Annotated in this window: 12 protein-coding genes and 1 pseudogene; 2 read left to right on the plus strand and 11 right to left on the minus strand. The window is 34.1% G+C overall.

The features are described 5' to 3' along the window. Positions 1 to 8: 8 nt before the first annotated feature. The 11 genes from BKP45_RS00390 to BKP45_RS22775 form a co-directional block, all read right to left on the minus strand. Entirely contained in the window at positions 9 to 842 is an 834-nt protein-coding gene (locus BKP45_RS00390; RefSeq protein WP_071387898.1) for a carbohydrate ABC transporter permease, read from the minus strand. Then, positions 839 to 1768, minus strand: coding sequence for a carbohydrate ABC transporter permease (locus BKP45_RS00395; protein ID WP_071308045.1), 930 nt, complete (start codon positions 1766 to 1768; stop codon positions 839 to 841). Before BKP45_RS00395 ends, BKP45_RS00390 begins: the two co-directional genes overlap by 4 nt. A gap of 68 nt (positions 1769 to 1836) precedes the next feature. Further along, positions 1837 to 3222: an ABC transporter substrate-binding protein gene (locus BKP45_RS00400; protein ID WP_071387899.1), complete on the minus strand. Its 1386-nt coding sequence runs from the start codon at positions 3220 to 3222 to the stop codon at positions 1837 to 1839. Between the two features lie 974 nt (positions 3223 to 4196). Beyond that, complete coding sequence (locus BKP45_RS00405) at positions 4197 to 5432, minus strand: ABC transporter substrate-binding protein (protein ID WP_071387900.1); 1236 nt, start codon at positions 5430 to 5432, stop codon at positions 4197 to 4199. A 196-nt stretch (positions 5433 to 5628) separates the two neighbouring features. Continuing rightward, positions 5629 to 6798, minus strand: coding sequence for a response regulator transcription factor (locus BKP45_RS00410; protein WP_071387901.1), 1170 nt, complete (start codon positions 6796 to 6798; stop codon positions 5629 to 5631). After that, a complete protein-coding gene (locus BKP45_RS00415; protein ID WP_071387902.1) occupies positions 6788 to 8545 on the minus strand; it encodes a sensor histidine kinase in 1758 nt (585 codons plus the stop codon). The genes BKP45_RS00410 and BKP45_RS00415 overlap by 11 nt, the downstream gene beginning before the upstream one ends. A 445-nt stretch (positions 8546 to 8990) precedes the next feature. After that, positions 8991 to 9791 carry a phosphonate ABC transporter, permease protein PhnE gene (gene phnE, locus BKP45_RS00420; protein ID WP_071387903.1) on the minus strand — a complete coding sequence of 267 codons (801 nt, stop codon included), beginning with the start codon at positions 9789 to 9791 and terminating at the stop codon, positions 8991 to 8993. Beyond that, entirely contained in the window at positions 9788 to 10633 is an 846-nt protein-coding gene (gene phnE / locus BKP45_RS00425) for a phosphonate ABC transporter, permease protein PhnE (RefSeq protein WP_084787479.1), read from the minus strand. Before phnE (BKP45_RS00425) ends, phnE (BKP45_RS00420) begins: the two co-directional genes overlap by 4 nt. 16 nt (positions 10634 to 10649) lie before the next feature. Further along, positions 10650 to 11399, minus strand: a complete 750-nt coding sequence (phnC, locus tag BKP45_RS00430; protein WP_071387904.1) for a phosphonate ABC transporter ATP-binding protein — start codon at positions 11397 to 11399, stop codon at positions 10650 to 10652. 72 nt (positions 11400 to 11471) lie between these two features. Next, positions 11472 to 12461 carry a phosphate/phosphite/phosphonate ABC transporter substrate-binding protein gene (locus BKP45_RS00435; protein WP_071387905.1) on the minus strand — a complete coding sequence of 330 codons (990 nt, stop codon included), beginning with the start codon at positions 12459 to 12461 and terminating at the stop codon, positions 11472 to 11474. A 1061-nt stretch (positions 12462 to 13522) separates the two neighbouring features. Then, on the minus strand, positions 13523 to 13825 hold the full coding sequence (locus BKP45_RS22775) for a hypothetical protein (protein WP_211272936.1): 303 nt from the start codon (positions 13823 to 13825) through the stop codon (positions 13523 to 13525). Between the two features lie 452 nt (positions 13826 to 14277). Here BKP45_RS22775 and BKP45_RS22825 point away from each other — a divergent pair. Together BKP45_RS22825 and BKP45_RS00445 are read left to right on the plus strand one after the other, a co-directional pair. Continuing rightward, positions 14278 to 14654 (plus strand): annotated as a pseudogene (locus BKP45_RS22825) (hypothetical protein). A 45-nt stretch (positions 14655 to 14699) separates the two neighbouring features. Further along, entirely contained in the window at positions 14700 to 15701 is a 1002-nt protein-coding gene (locus BKP45_RS00445) for a DUF3231 family protein (protein WP_071387906.1), read from the plus strand. The last annotated feature ends 322 nt before the right edge of the window (positions 15702 to 16023 follow it).

A 16023-nucleotide genomic window follows, 5' to 3' on the forward strand; every position in this document is an offset into this window, starting at 1 on the left:
ACTCCTCTCTATTTGATGCCGCTTCGCATCGAACCATCAACAATGTATTTTTGGAAGATAATAAACAGAACAACAATCGGAATCGTGACAATCGTTAATGCAGCCATAATATGACTTGTAAAAATATTATACGTATCGCTAAAGATCGCATTTAAAGCAACTTGAATTGGCATTAATTGTGCATTCGAAAGCGCCATAACCGGCCATAAGAAATCATTCCAAGAAGCTAAGAATGTTAAAATTCCCACTGTGATGTACATATTTAAACTTGCAGGAACGACGATTCGAAAGAAACATCCAACCTCACCTAATCCATCCATTTTTCCTGATTCGATCAATTCACCTGGAAATGATAGAAAGTGCTGCCTAAATAAAAAGATGTTCATCACGTTAATAAAAAACGGAAGTAAATAACCTGGAACCGTATTAATCATTCCCATTTCATTCACAACTAAAAATAAAGGAAGAATAGTTGCCTCGATTGGGACAATCATGAGGGCAATAATAAAAATTAAAATGGCGTCTTTAAATGGAAAAATAAATCTTGCAAGAGCATATCCAGCTAATGAGTTAATAGTTAACCCGAATACAACTGTAATAGAAGCATAGATTAAACTATTTAACAAATTTCCAAAGATATTGTAGTAGCCTAACAATTCGAAATAGGATTTAAGTGATAAATCAGAAAATCTAGGAATCACTGCAAAGATTGTACCTACATCCTTGTAGATGACCTCATCTATTTTAAATGAGGATAGAATCATCCAAACGAGAGGAACAAGGAATTGTAGCGCTAGCATAATGGCCAATAGATAAAATAATGTTTTCTTTACGATCTTCATGCTGCCCGCTCCTCTCTAAATAACTTTTTAATTACAATAGACACAATAACTAAGAAAATTGTAAACATTAAGGTAATCGCACTTGCATAGCCAATATTTCTGTGACGGAATCCGTATTCGTAAATATATTGTAAAATTGTCATAGTTGAATAATCTGGTCCCCCACCTGTCATAACCATTGGTTGCACAATTAGTTTAAATGCTTGAATTGTAGTTGTAATGACAAGGAACATCATGATCGGTTTTAACGAAGGCAGTGTAATATACAAAAATTTATGCATGACGTTTGCACCATCAATGTCTGCTGCTTCATATAAACTAGAATCAATGTTTTTTAAACCTGCTAAAAAAATCATCATTTGATATCCACAACCAGACCAAGCTGAAATGGCTACAATTGTATACATCGCTTGCTCAGAACTTGTAAGAAATGGTTGTTTCGGTAGACCAATATTGGAAAGTATTTGATTGATCAATCCAGAAGTAGGATTTAACATTACTGTCCATAGGATAGAAATAACAACTAAAGATAAAACAGCTGGTGCAAAATAAGCGGTTCTAAAAAAACTATTTCCTCTAATTCTTTTATTAACAATCATAGCTAATCCGAGAGCCATTGAAAGTTGAAGTGGTACAACAAACAAAACAAATTTAAACGTGTTATAAAAACTTTTGATTAACACTTCATCCGACAACATTCGTCTAAAGTTGTCCAGCCCATTAAATTGTTTATCATTTGGCTTTAATAAATAATAATCGGTAAATCCATACGTAAATGCTAATATAATCGGTAATACAATAAAGAGAATCGCCAATACCATCGCAGGAGTTAAAAATCCAAATGCTGATAAAGTATCATTTCGTCTTTTAGAGTATTCATTTAGATTTCTCACTTTGACATATCGTTTAAGATTTAGATTTCCCACTGTTTCACATCCTTTATCCTTTGCATAAGAGGTGAGACAAAGGTCTCACCTCTTTTAACGTCTATAGACTATTTACGGTACTTCTCAAATTCTCTATCAATTTTGTTAACTGCATCATCTAAGTAACCTTTAATAGTCTCAGGATCTGTTGCTTTATTTTGAGCAATCCTTAAAATGACATCTCTTGCAAATGTTTCAGATAAATATGGATATCCTGGTGATACCGGACGAGACTTATTTGTATTTTGTACTTGGTACTTCAATACCGTCCATGCCTCATTATGGTATTCATTTTCAGTATTCGTATCAATTACCTCAATAGAATTAATTCTCCCTGGAATAGCACCATTTGCATGGAAATATTCTTTATGGGCTTCGTCATTATTAAGCCACTCCATAACCTCTATCGTCTGCTTAATACGTTCTTCATCTTCCACTTGACCACTTCTAACAAATGCCCAACTTCCAGATGGCGTATATAAACCATCAAAATTTTCACTCATTTTTGGATAACGAACAGTTTTAAATTTAAGGCTCGGATAATTATTGACAAGGTCACTGATATACCAGAAACCACTTACAGATAAGGCTGATTTACCTGTATGAAATGTTTTTTCTGATTCAGATGCATTCGCAAGTGGTGTTTCTTCAAACAATTGTGCATATTTCGTTAAAGCTTCCACACTTTTTTCACTATTCAACACACCATCTACTGTTAGGCCATCTTCAGCAATAATGTTTGTGTCATTCCCCCAAAGTAAAGGTGTGAAATAGTATGTTCCCAATTCATACGCACCTGCAGGAATATCTGTTAACAATAGACTAACGGCAATTTCATAATTCTCAAAAGCTGGATCGTCAGTTTCTTTGGCAAAATCATCTATTTTTCGAGCTAGAGTTAAGAATTGATCCCATGTCCAGTCTTCATCAACAGCTGGCACCATCGCTTTTACGTCATCTGGTAAAGCATTAATCATGTCTTCATTGTACATCACTGCTACACCAGAATCTTGGTAACCCATCGCATAAAATGTACCATCAATCGTTCCTTGATCGATCATCGCTTCAGTGAAGCCCTCTTTAAATCCTGGTGTCATATAACTATCCAATTCACCTAAGATTCCTGCATCAACGTAGGCTGCCACATCCGGTCCATCAAGGGTAAAAATGTCAGGTACATTTCTAGATGTAATTGCTGCATTTAACTTATCAATATAACCTGAACCCGCTCCAGCTCTTGTAATGTTTTCAATCTCTACTTGAAGCTTGTCTGGATTTTCCTCATTATAGCGCTCTATCCGTTCAGCAAACATTCTACCTTCTGGGTGATCTGCTGATGCTTGTGTCCAAATGACAATTTTGTCATTTGACCCTTTTGAAGCCTGATTTGAACCACAACCTATTAATGAAAATATTAAACCTAATCCTAAGACTAAATATGCCACTTTTTTCATATTTTCATTGACCCTCCTCATGTAGTATTTTTTTTAAAGAACTTTTTTCATTTCCGTATTTGACCGTTCCCTCCTCTTTTGTTTCAACTTCTTTACAAGTTTATTATAATTTAATTAAAGCGCTTTCATAATGTGGTATATCTTTGATTTATGTTTAAATTTTTATTATTTAGATAGAATCTTTTTTCTTTAGAAAGTACCGTGCATCAATACTTTCAATAACCCTTTTTCCAAAAATTAAAATCCCCCATTAATGATTAGACCGTTCAGTTTTGGGAGAGAAAAAGTGAATTCACAAACTAAATAACGGATAATTTCGCATTCAAATTCCATAGAAGTTAACATTGTAATTAGCATACAAAACGCACAGATCTGTGCGTTTTTATCCTGTTTTCTTTTCTTATTGCACTAATGCTCTGCTAACGGACACAGTGGACCTTATTTTACCGATTTGATCAAATAATTAGAGCTATCGGACATGAGGTACGTTATTTCATGAAAATCTGCTATATTTGGTGCTAAATTAAGTAAATAACGAACCTGATGTCCGCTACCCCTTTTAAAATACTCTTTTGTTCACAAATAACGGCTCTCTTGTCCGATAAACACCGCTTTTTAATCCAAATAGAGGTGATGGTAGATACAATTAAAGAAAATAGTAAAGTCATTAAACAGCAATATTCTTAAACACCCCATTAATTTCTTGTTCTATTTTAGCTTCCGAATAATTAGCAACGCTTTTAGCATATGAAATAAAAGAGGAACATAAATCTATGTGTCTTGTCTAAACGATCTGCTAAATCCTTTGCTAATTTTAGTATAAAGCTAAACCAAACATTGATATAACAACAAAAAAATAGCGTACCATATCCTATGTGAATTGGACGCTATTTCTATTGCTAGTTGTTATTTTCTCTCCGAAAACTGTTAATTAATGATGGAGGATTTTAATGAAAAAACATTATTTATTACTTCTAATTCATCTGTCTATATTTCTCAAACATTTTCTCCAAACTTTCAAGATAGCTATAAATATCACGATCTAAAAAGAATTGTTGTGAAATTCTTCTGAAGTCATCTTCAGCAGCTGTGCCTCCTACCCAGTAGTGGTTTGGCCAATTTACAGTTTTCCCTATTAAAACATGAGCTGCTAAATGCCTTACTTCTTTTTTGTTCATAATCACACCTTTTACAGCACTAATATTCCCTTCATAATCAGAAAAACGTTGCGCATTTTCTTTTTTTAGAAGAAACTCTAAAAATCTTTTTGCTTCATCAGGATATTTCGTATCCGCTGAAATTGAAAAACCCCCATCAACACCGCCAAGTACTTTATTCTGGTCAGAATCATTCATAACTGGAAATGGAAAAATCCCATAATTTATTTGTGGATTTAATTTTTCAATTTTTGGAAGCATCCAGACTCCCTCAATAAACATGGCACCCTCCCCATTAACAAATGCCTGAATGACCGCATCGGAGTCATCGTTAAATGAGTTGGGCTGAGCAAACTCTAACACTTGTAACATTTTTTCGGAAAGGTCTATCCACTTTTGATCATTCTTGATTTTAATTTTACCTTTATTCAACTGCTCCCAATAATCAACATCAAATTGATTGGCAATAAAATTTAAATTAAATACGCTAATGCTTTGAAGTTCTTTATTACCTAATAGAATTGGCTGCCTACCTACTACCTTTAACTTTTCTAATGTTTGTAGAAATTCATCCCATGTTTTTGGAATTTCAAGATCTAACTCCGTAAATATATCCGTGTTATAAATCACTCCAACCGCATTTTGTGACAACGCTACCCCATACATTCGACCATCGATTAAATAGCGTTCTTGAATATCGGGCTCTACATAACGTATAAAATCTTCATTTGTAATATCTAAAAGATACCCCTTTTGGGCACGTACTAGATAATCTTGCTCAATCGGGTAGTTTATAAAAATATCCGGAACATCGCCACGTGCAATACGTGTCTTTAAAACGGCCATGCCATCTGGAACATTCACTTGTTGAATATCAATATCGGGGTACTGCATTTCAAATTCTTTAATCATTTCATTAAAAAATTCAACTGTTTCTGGTTTTGCCTGAAAAAATTCAATTTGCTTTTTTTCAGCTTCTAAAAGGACTTCTTCCTTTGCAGAACAAGCACTCAAAATAACAAGCAAAAAATAAATCATGTTTTTAGTTTTCATTTCGAGCCTCCCTTATCATTAGAAAAGCGCAGACAACTTAATCACAAGTAGTTCCTCGTGTGTTACTTCGTTTGCTCGTCTGAAAGTGAATACTAAGTAAATGCCCGTAACTTCACCTGAAGTGACCAATCTCGTACGTGCTAAAACTAGTTTGCTTTCCAACTTAAAATTTTATATGCCTTTTTACCATGCAAAATCATTTACTTATGCGATATTGACTTGGTGTAACATGCATACGCTTTTTAAACACCTGACTAAAGTATCGTTGGTCACTGTACCCTACCATATTAGCAATCTCATAAGTTTTTAAGTCAGTTGTTTTTAAAAGTACACACGCATGTTCCATTCTTAAGTTTGTTAAATATTCCAAAAAGGTCACTCCTGTTTTTTGCTTAAATAGAACGCTAAAATAACTAACACTTAAATCGACTACTTCAGAAACAGATTCAATACCAATCTCCTTTGTAAAGTTTTCCTGCAAGAATGTTTTTGCTTTTATAATCGCTGCATCAGGAGAATATTTCGAGCGATACTCATTTTTAATATCATCTTCTGAAATCAAGTTCATTTTTAAAAACGATGCAGATTCTAATAATTTATATGTCGTTTGAAATGAGACAGCGAGGTCATTCATCCCAATAACATCTTTTCCTACTGCTATTTTCATATGTGCCTTTATCTGCTCACTTAACTTTTTCATAGAGGATTTAACCGTAGTGGTAAAATCAATATTCTCTTTGGAATGAGTATAAACAATGACATATCGAGAACTCTCAAACTTATAGAAAAATACTTCTGAGTAATGGTCTTCTCTTGCTTTATTCACCCTATCCCTCAACTGTTGTTCATCACTTGCGGAAGCTTTATTTAATTCTAACGCTACAATAACATAATGATGATCATCATTTACAAAGCTAGTCTTGTCCCTCCCTATTGTAAGAGATTCATAGATCAGATGTTTTCGATATTCATGTTCTTTTCTCTTAACATCTTCAAATTTAACAATGGCTCTTTGTAAACATTTTTCTAACTCTTCATGATCAATTGGCTTCAAAATATAATCAAAGGCATTATTTTGTAACCCTTCTCTAGCATACTTAAATTCATTGTATCCACTTAAGAGAATAACTTCTGGCCTTACCTGAAGCGTTTGTACCTTTTTCAGTAATTCAAGACCAGTCATTTCCGGCATACAAATATCGGTTATCACAATTTCTGGCTGAATATCTTGAATAAGAGAATACGCATCTTGTCCATCATTAGCCGTTCCTACAACCTGACAATTAAAAGCTTCCCATTCAATAATCTTGCTTAAACTTTTTAGAATAAGCGATTCATCGTCAACTAGTACCACTTTATATGTCATCTCGTTCACCCTCACTTAGCGGAAATGTAAGCTTCATCGTTGTTCCTCTGTTCTCCTCCGAACAAATCATAATCCCGTAACGTTCACCATAATAAAGTTTCAAACGTTCTTGAACATTCATCACTCCACAACCAATGTTCTGTTTTGAGGTCTTGCTCCCTCGATTATATTCATTTAAGGTTGTCAGAACTTCATTTGTTATTCCCACCCCATTATCTTCAATAAAGAAGAAACCTTTGTTACTCGAGATGCCACCCCGTATCTTTATTACACCATCAGTTTTGTTACGATGAAAAGCATGAATTAGAATATTTTCAACTATTGGCTGTAGAACGAGTTTCAATATAAAATAATGTTCTAGCTGTTTATCAATCTCAATTTCAAACCTAAACCGTTCATCAAAACGAACCTTTTGAATTTCCATATAACTAATCACATGACGTATTTCATCACTGACCGTTACTTTGTCATCAGTATTTATACTAATCCGAAGTAGCTTTCCAAGATTAATTGTCATTTTACTAATATCTCTGCAGCCATGTAACACTGCCATAGAATTAATAGATTCTAATGTATTATATAAAAAATGGGGATTAATTTGATTTTGTAGCACTTTAAATTCAGCTTTTCTTTTTCGTTCTTGTTCATTATTAACTCGCTTTATTAAAGTCGATATTTCCTCAACCATTCGATTAAAACCTTTTGCTAAATGATTTAACTCCCCTACGGAAAACGCTTTCATCCTTGTTGTTAATTGTCCATTTTCAACTTGTTTCATTTTAGATTGAAATTCAGTAATAAAATAAATAATTCCATTTAAGAATAACTGTTTAAAACAAACAGCAAACACTGTAACAAAAATAACTAAAAAGATGGTCACTTGCCGAATAAACTTTGTCTCATTCGTTATAAAACTCCATGGCTTAACCGAAACGAGAAAAAAATTAGAGGACTCAAACTCATTAAAAGTTACGGGGATAAATGTAATTAAACTTTTCTCTTGTTCCCAATCATCAACGAAAAAACCTGTTTGTTTAAACATTATTTTTTCTGGGAGAACAACCGTTTCACCGATCAATTGATGATTTCGGTTATATACAATCTCACCTTTTCCATTTACGATCATTTCCTGTGAATTTGGATGCTGAAGTCTCTTAAAAACAGCATCGAAACGGTCTAGCTTCACATCAAGTATGAGATAACCAATATCACGAAGAGTATTAATATCCTTAATGACACGTCCTTGTGAAAAAATAGGTTGTGAACTGTTTACAAACTTATCACTTTCAACAGTAGATATCCAAACAGGACGTCCTTCTTCTTCGATCATCATACTGTAAAACTCTGATTCTAGAAAATGCCCATATGATGGTATTTGCGTTTTTTTAAAGCTATAAACTTGTCCAGCAGCACTATAGAGAACTAAATCATCAAGTTTAGATTGACCATAAAGAAGTCCTGCAATAGCTTGGCCTTTGTTATAAAAATCGAGCAATGACTGTTCATCATTATATTTAATAAAGTCTTGAACTTCCCTCGAAGAAATTATGTAATCTGATAGAGTATTAACCTCAGACATGACCATCTGTAAATTTAAATCTATTGCTTCGAGTGTATACAACGTTTCATCTCCTACTTTATTCTTTAACGTTGAAGATGTAACATGATACGAAACGAAGCCTAAAATGAATATTGGAACTAATATGAAAAATAAAAATGCAATGAGAATTTTATTTTGTAGTTTCACAAAAACACCCATTTTTCTAAAAATTTTTATTATAAAAATAGTAGCATATCGTGTTAAACAAGTATACATGATATTCAAATAGTAAAGTAACGATGGTTAAAAAGGTAGGATTAGTTGTAATGGAAGGTATTTTACAAAGGGAATGAAGTGAAATGTTAATTGATGCGACAGTTTATGTATCTAAAAATCGTACATTTAGATTTTCCTTGTATATTTATTAATTATAAGCACATATTAAATATTTTTATAATGCGGTATTTTTTTGGTTAATGTTTAAATTTTGTCCTATATTAGCATTCCGGGACGTATAAGCACTCCAAGAAATGCTTTTAACCTTCAAGACGTTCTTCATTCAACGCTTTTACATGCCTTATTATTTACATCGTACACAAATTCGTTTATAAGGAGAAAAAGGACAAGGTGCCTCTCCCCTTTGTCCCTGAGTTTATTCCATTGCTTTGGCTGTTGCTAAGTCTGCTCTTTCTTTTAAAAATCTTGTTAGCAGTTCTGCTAGCAAAATCATTCCAAAAATGACTAATGTAATTCCTAGTACTTGATCATAGGCAGCAATACGTGATGCTCTAACTAGCTCCCAACCAATCCCACCAGCTCCAACAACACCAAGAACTGCTGAATAACGAATGTTAATATCAAAGCGGAAGATAGACCATGAGATAAATATACTCATAATACTAGGAATAATCCCTTGCATAACTATTTGAAATTTCGAGGCACCAGTAGCCCTCAAAGCATCAATCAAGCCAGTATCCATTTCTTCAATTGCTTCTGAATATACTTTTATCAACATACCAATACTATTAATAGCCAACGCTAAAATACCAGGAGTTGGTCCAAGCCCAATTGCTATTATAAATAATAGAGCCCAAATTAATGCTGGTACTGCACGGACAAATGCACCAAAAGCTTTTAATGCATAACTTATGCTAATATGTGGAGTTAGATTTTGGGCTGCGAACATTGCTAGAGCAATTGAAAAAATAATTCCCCATAATGTTCCCATAATAGCTATTTGCAAAGACTCAATGGCTGCACCTGCTACATCTATCGGTTCATTTACTACAGGAGGAAACATGCCAAGTAGTAAACCCTCAACTCTAGAAAAAGCCTGAAATATTCTTTCGTCTAAAATACCAACTTGAAGTAAGCTAAAAATAAAAAACACAAACAATAGCCAAACGATCATTTGATTTGTTGTTTGTTTTTTCTTGTTTATTAACTGATTCATAATAATCGTTCCCTCACTTTTGCCGTCGTAAATTCAACGATTAAAATTAAGAAGAAAATCATTGCAATTCCAACAGAAGCTTTATTATATTGGAACAAATTTATATGACCTTGTAATGTGTATCCTATCCCACCAGCGCCAATTAAACCTAGGACTGCTGCTTCACGAATATTTAAGTCCATTTTGTATAAAGACCAAGCAACAAACCCAGTCTTAAATTGCGGCCAAACTCCTTGACCCATTACTTGAAACCAAGAAGCACCAGTAGCCCTTACAGCATCAACCTGACCTTGGTCAATTTCTTCTAAAACATCAGCAAATGCTTTCCCGAGAATTCCAACTCCAGATATACCTAACGCAAGTGTTCCTGATAAGGTACCTAACCCAAACGCAACAACTAGAATAATCGCCAAAATTAGAGCTGGGGTTGCTCGAATAAATGCTACAATTGACCGACTAACTAATGCAACCAATGGGTGAAAAGTTGTATTTTTTGCAGCCATAAACCCAAAGAAAATTGATAAAACAACAGAGAAAACCATACCTACAAAACTCATATAAATAGTCTGCAAAGCAGGTTGTATATAACTGCCAATAGCGGAAATATCGGGTGGCAGTAAGTCAGTAAAAATAAAGACAGCCATGTTTGTTGTCCCTTTATAAAGGAAAGAAAGGTTAAAATTCGTTCCCGTCCAACCCCAAACTATCATTGCAATGATGATAGCCCAGATAAATAACTGATTCTTAAATAAGATTTTTTTCCTACGCATTAATTCAGCGTACATATCTTTTCTTGGTTCCTCTACCAAAGGAGTTATTATTTTTTCTGCCGGTGTCCCCATGTCTTTCCCTCCTCCACTATTTGTTATAATAAAGATAATTAATAATTCCGTCGGTTAGTTCTTTTGGTGAGCCATCAAAGATTACTTCTCCTGCTTTAATACCAATAATTCGATTTGCAAATTTTTTTGCAAAGTCTACTTGGTGTAAGTTAACAATCGAAGTTAATCCATCTTCTTCACAAACAGTCTTTAAATAATTCATTACGTTCTCAGATGAGGATGGATCTAAACTAGCAATTGGTTCATCTGCAAGTAACAAAGAGGGCGACTGAGCAATTGCCCTCGCAATCCCAACTCGCTGTTGTTGACCACCTGATAGTTCGTCTGCACGTTTAAAGGCTTGCTCCTCTAAGCCTACTCTCCTTAAAATATTTAAAGCTTGACGAGTATCTTCTTCAGAGAAACGTCCTAGACCACCTTTAAACGAAGACATATAACCTAACCTTCCATGTAAAACATTTTGGTAAGTAGGTGAACGTTTAATTAAATTAAAATGTTGAAAAACCATCCCTATTTGTCTGCGAATAAGTCGAAGTTTTTTCCCTTTTGCCTTAGAAACTTCCTCCCCTTCGAACATGATTGTTCCCTCTGTCGGCTTGTTAAGCAAGTTAATTGAGCGCATAAATGTACTTTTACCTGCACCACTCGGGCCGATGATTGATACTAATTCACCTTTCCGAATTGTCAGATTAATATTATTTAAAGCTCTTGTACCATCTGGAAAGGTCATTCCTAAAGAATTTGTTTGTAATACGATGTCAGACATATTCCTTACACCTCACATAATTATCTTTAATATTATTTAAAGAGAGGAAGGGGGCGCCCCTCCTCATAAATCCTAGTTTAGTAGATCTTCTGGACTTAACCCTAGTGCTTCAGCCGTTTCCTGAACAACATTGTACACTTCATGACCAACTTCAGCATAACCACCTAAGTAATCATTTTCTTCTAAGAACTTTTTGCCTTGCTCGTGGTCTTTCATGTCCAAAAATGCTTGTTTTACCTTATCTTTAAATGATTGAGGTAAATCTCCTTGAATGACATACGGTCCCCCTGGAATCGGGGCTGATTCATGGAATACTTTTAACTGATCAAAGTTTTTATGATCTTTTACTCGATCAAAAACTCTCTCGATACAAGTACTACAAACACCAGCCGTTTTCACGTCACCATTTAAAACTGAATATAAAGATGCTTCATGACTTCCAGAGAAAATAACATCAGAAGGAAAATCATCAACATTATCCATCGTTAATCCTAATTCGTTTATGAGCATTGCCTTTGGAAATAAGTGACCAGATGCAGATGCAGGGTCAGCGTATGCTAGCGAGTTCCCTTTAATATCTTCAAGACTATTAACCCCATGTTCCTCTAATGTGATCATTTGTGCATAGTAAAAAATGTCGTCTAAGGTACCGCCTTCTTGTCTTATTGGAATTGCAAATGCTTCTCCATTTGCCCTTTCGTGTGCCAATAGATAAGAGAATGGCCCAAACGTCGAACCGTGAATATGGCCGTTTGCCATCGCTTCAATTAGCGCTGTATAATTTGCTACATTATAGAGCTCAACATCCATCCCCAAATATTCTTCTAAATATTCAATTAGAGGGTCATAGCGCTTTGCAAGTTCCGCTTGATCCTCTGTTGGCAACAACCCAAAGATAAATTTATCAGGCCAGCCGCTACGCTCATCGCCACCGCTCACTACATTTTCAGATCCTTCATTAGCTGAACTTCCTTCCTGAGTTTTTGATGCACTCTCTCCCCCACAAGCTGTAACAACGACTAATAAAAATGTTAACAACAAACCTAAAAACCATTTCGACATAATCTGTCTCCTTTCTTTCCTATCCCCCAAATATTGTTATTACTTTTCTCATGTTACAGAAAAGATATTAAGACTGTTTAAAGGGAGTGTTTGTCTTTTATTAACTATATTAAAATTGTAAATAATTACATAAAAGTTAAATGCAACCTAGATTTTAACAATTGACGACAAAAAAGCGATGTAGCAAAGTTTTTATTAAAAAATTCTACACTACATCGATGTTTTTCTATTTTATTAACTTTATAAATTCTTAATAATTCTTACAAAAAGTCGACAACGAGTAGGTCCCACTTCATCAGTAGGATTATCACACTTCATCTTCAATCGCTCTTGCGGTGATCTAATCATCACTTCAGTACGTAAGGATGGTGCAAATTTCCGGATGTCATTTTTCCAATTATATTTTCTATCTTAACTTTTCACTTGGTCTCATTTAATAATTTTCCGACATATTAACACGTACTTATACTTTTTACGTATAAGTACGACCCCCACCACAATAAATCCCCCGAACCATTAGTCCGAGGGAACATAAAACATACTTCGATTTTCACCTAAAATCCATTAAACCTATTGCCAACAGCTATTTTAACTCTATCAACGCGACTGTCTCAACGTGTGTTATCATTTACACTTGATACATATTCGCTAAAGTTTGAATTTCGCGAGAAGGTGGCCTCGACTATCGAAAAATACTCAAATGGGTATTTATTCGCAGCTACAGTTTGGAGCATTACAGAGAATTATCGAAATATTCGAACCTCTATTTTCATTGCGATTGATTTGAAAAAAATCGTTATTATTTTCCCCTTAAAATATACCCATAATTCCGATAGTAGTACCCTATAAAAGGCTAATTTTTTATATTATGAAAGCAACAAATCTTCTAACCATTTAGGCATATAATCGACCTTTTTTCTCTTTATAATTTTTTCTAATATCTCAATACTATCCTCTTCTCTAAAAAAGCGATCTCTCACATAGCAATCGTTGCTGCAGAACTTACGCTTTTTAACCCTTTCAGATATATACTCTTTTCTGCAATAATCACAATAAAGTTTTTATAGCTTTGGATTATCTCTTTCCCAATCTCTTTTAAAAGCAAAGGAACAATATTTCTTCTTTGCTCCTCTTTTAGGGTGCTCTAATTTCAACCCACAGCTAAGGCAGTACTGATAGGACATCTCACTAATGAATTTCTCGTCAATTTTTACTTTAAGATCTTTTCCTAAACCACCTAACCCATTACGCTTACAATAAAATCTAACGCTATCACGTGATAGACCAGCGGCTTCTGCTATTTTCATATAGCCTATTCCTTGGTACCTCATAACTTTAATTTGTAGTCTATGCTCTTCAGTCATTTTCGAATCACTCCATAACAAATAGTAGCCTAGTAATCACTCGGTATAGACTATTTGTCAAGGAGTTATCGTACCTGAGAGTGTATTCGCAATTTCAATATGCAGATTATGGAACTATTGTTATTTAAATGAATATAAAAAAGCAAAAATAAGCATAAAATTGCATTAAAACATGCATATTTTCAACTCATTAAAATTTTGAGATGTTCAAAACAATGGCCAGTTTGTTGAATATCCTATTTTATTGAATAGTATCGTTGTACTATGCAGCAAATGACTCTGTTATTTTTTTGTCTTTCTTCTTCAACATAAGGGAACTTCTTTAGTTGAAGAAGGATTGAAGAATAAATACATCTACTACATATTATTTCTCTAGTAGTAAATAATAAATCTATACTAATTATAAGGACAATATGATTATGACTGATAAGTTAGAAGCCATTCTGTAGAGTATTGCTCTCCCAGGCTTTGCTCAGTTATTAAACAGAAAATTTGTTAATGGTATCATTTTTATTTTCTTCGAGTTGCTCGTTAATGTTAATTGTCATTTTAATATTGTGATTTTGCATAGCTTTCAAGGAAACATTAGAGAAGCAATCGAAGCAACAAATTACCAATGGCTAATGTTATATCCCTGTCTTAATATGTTTGTTATGTGGGATGCGTATAAAGATGCCGAAGTAGAAACTCATACTTATTCCTACCTTCCTTTTGTATTTAAGGACAAATATTACTGGGATCTATGTGGCTTCCAATTTTGTCTTTATTCCCAGGTTTATTGGTTGGACATCTCTTAAAGTGTATGTTAATGCGAATTAAGGTTCAATGAAAGCGGGTATTATTTTGGTAAATACAGTAAATGGAGGCTGAAATTATGAACCAAAAACTGACTTTAAGTTCAAGTGAATTAGGGACTTTGTGGTTGACCTATCAACAAAAAACAATGGTACAAAGAATGCTTGAATATTTTATAGAACAAGCTGATGACAATCAAGCCAAAGAAATCATGCAAGATGTACATATGAAAGTGATTAACTATGTTGAGGATATAAAAGCCATCCTCAAAAATGAAGGGGCAGTTATTCCAATCGGATTCAAAGAGGAAGATGTTAATATTGGCGTACCTAAGCTGTATGACAATATGTTTGATATTATGTTTTGTCGTCTTATTAGTTCAATAAGCATGGGATTGCATACACTCCACATGAGTATGGCATATCGCAAAGATATTGTACTTCTTTACAAGGAATTAACTGCCTTTACTCAAAGTGTTTACGATGAATGTGTAGACTATTTGCAAAAGAAAGATGTTTTACCACGTTCTCCTGCTGTATCTATGCCAAAGTCTGTGGAGTTTGCTGATGGAACTAATTATATGAGTGGTTTTAACTTGTTTTCTGAAAAGCGTTCATTGAATACAGTTGAAGTCGCACATTTATATAATTCAATTGAAGCCAATATTATTGGAATGCAAATGATAACAGGATTCGCACAAGTGGCAAATGAACCTGAAGTAAAAAAATATTTCATAAGGGGAAAAGAATTAGCAAAAAAAATTGTAACTGACTATACACAGTTATTTCTTCAAAGTGATATTCAGCCACCTTCAACATGGGGGGCAAATGCAACAGATTCAAAGGTAGCTCCTTTTTCTGATAAACTAATGATGTATTGTACTAGCATATTTTGCGGTTTTGGTTTAGGTAGCAATGCATTAGGAACAGCGTTTAGTTTACGAAGTGACCTCCCAGTAACAATGGTTAATACAGCAAAAGACGTATTAACTTATGGGCGGGATGGTGGAAAAATAATGGCGAAAAATGGTTGGCTTGAAGAACCACCTGCCATGCAGGATAGGAACAATTTAACTAAATAATCAAGATGAGATTACTAAAAGTTTATTAAATTATCTAAACAGAATCACTCGAAAGGAAAGCGAAGGTAGATAATACCTTTGCTTTTTTGATTTTTTATTGCTTGTTGAACTATCCTGTTCATCAGTTTAAGTTCATTGTTTCACAAAGTCACCTAAAAATGAAGATAATTATTGCATAGTATAAAGTCAAATACGAAGAAGAAACGATCACTTTATAAACGTAATCGTCTCCGAAATTTCTCAACAGTATCGTTGTACTCGCAACAAATGACTCTGATTTCTTTTTATGTAAGGAAATTTGGAATCCGCTTCCCAGTCTTTG

Source organism: Anaerobacillus alkalidiazotrophicus, assembly GCF_001866055.1.

Bases quoted from the DNA above. Each gene is read 5' to 3' on its own strand.
- BKP45_RS00410 (WP_071387901.1), bottom strand. From the start codon at position 6,798: ATGACATATAAAGTGGTACTAGTTGACGATGAATCGCTTATTCTAAAA.
- BKP45_RS00435 (WP_071387905.1), bottom strand. From the start codon at position 12,461: ATGTCGAAATGGTTTTTAGGTTTGTTGTTAACATTTTTATTAGTCGTT.
- BKP45_RS00445 (WP_071387906.1), top strand. From the start codon at position 14,700: ATGAACCAAAAACTGACTTTAAGTTCAAGTGAATTAGGGACTTTGTGG.
- phnE (WP_071387903.1), bottom strand. From the start codon at position 9,791: ATGAATCAGTTAATAAACAAGAAAAAACAAACAACAAATCAAATGATC.
- BKP45_RS22775 (WP_211272936.1), bottom strand. From the start codon at position 13,825: ATGACTGAAGAGCATAGACTACAAATTAAAGTTATGAGGTACCAAGGA.
- BKP45_RS00405 (WP_071387900.1), bottom strand. From the start codon at position 5,432: ATGAAAACTAAAAACATGATTTATTTTTTGCTTGTTATTTTGAGTGCT.
- BKP45_RS00400 (WP_071387899.1), bottom strand. From the start codon at position 3,222: ATGAAAAAAGTGGCATATTTAGTCTTAGGATTAGGTTTAATATTTTCA.
- phnC (WP_071387904.1), bottom strand. From the start codon at position 11,399: ATGTCTGACATCGTATTACAAACAAATTCTTTAGGAATGACCTTTCCA.
- phnE (WP_084787479.1), bottom strand. From the start codon at position 10,633: ATGGGGACACCGGCAGAAAAAATAATAACTCCTTTGGTAGAGGAACCA.
- BKP45_RS00390 (WP_071387898.1), bottom strand. From the start codon at position 842: ATGAAGATCGTAAAGAAAACATTATTTTATCTATTGGCCATTATGCTA.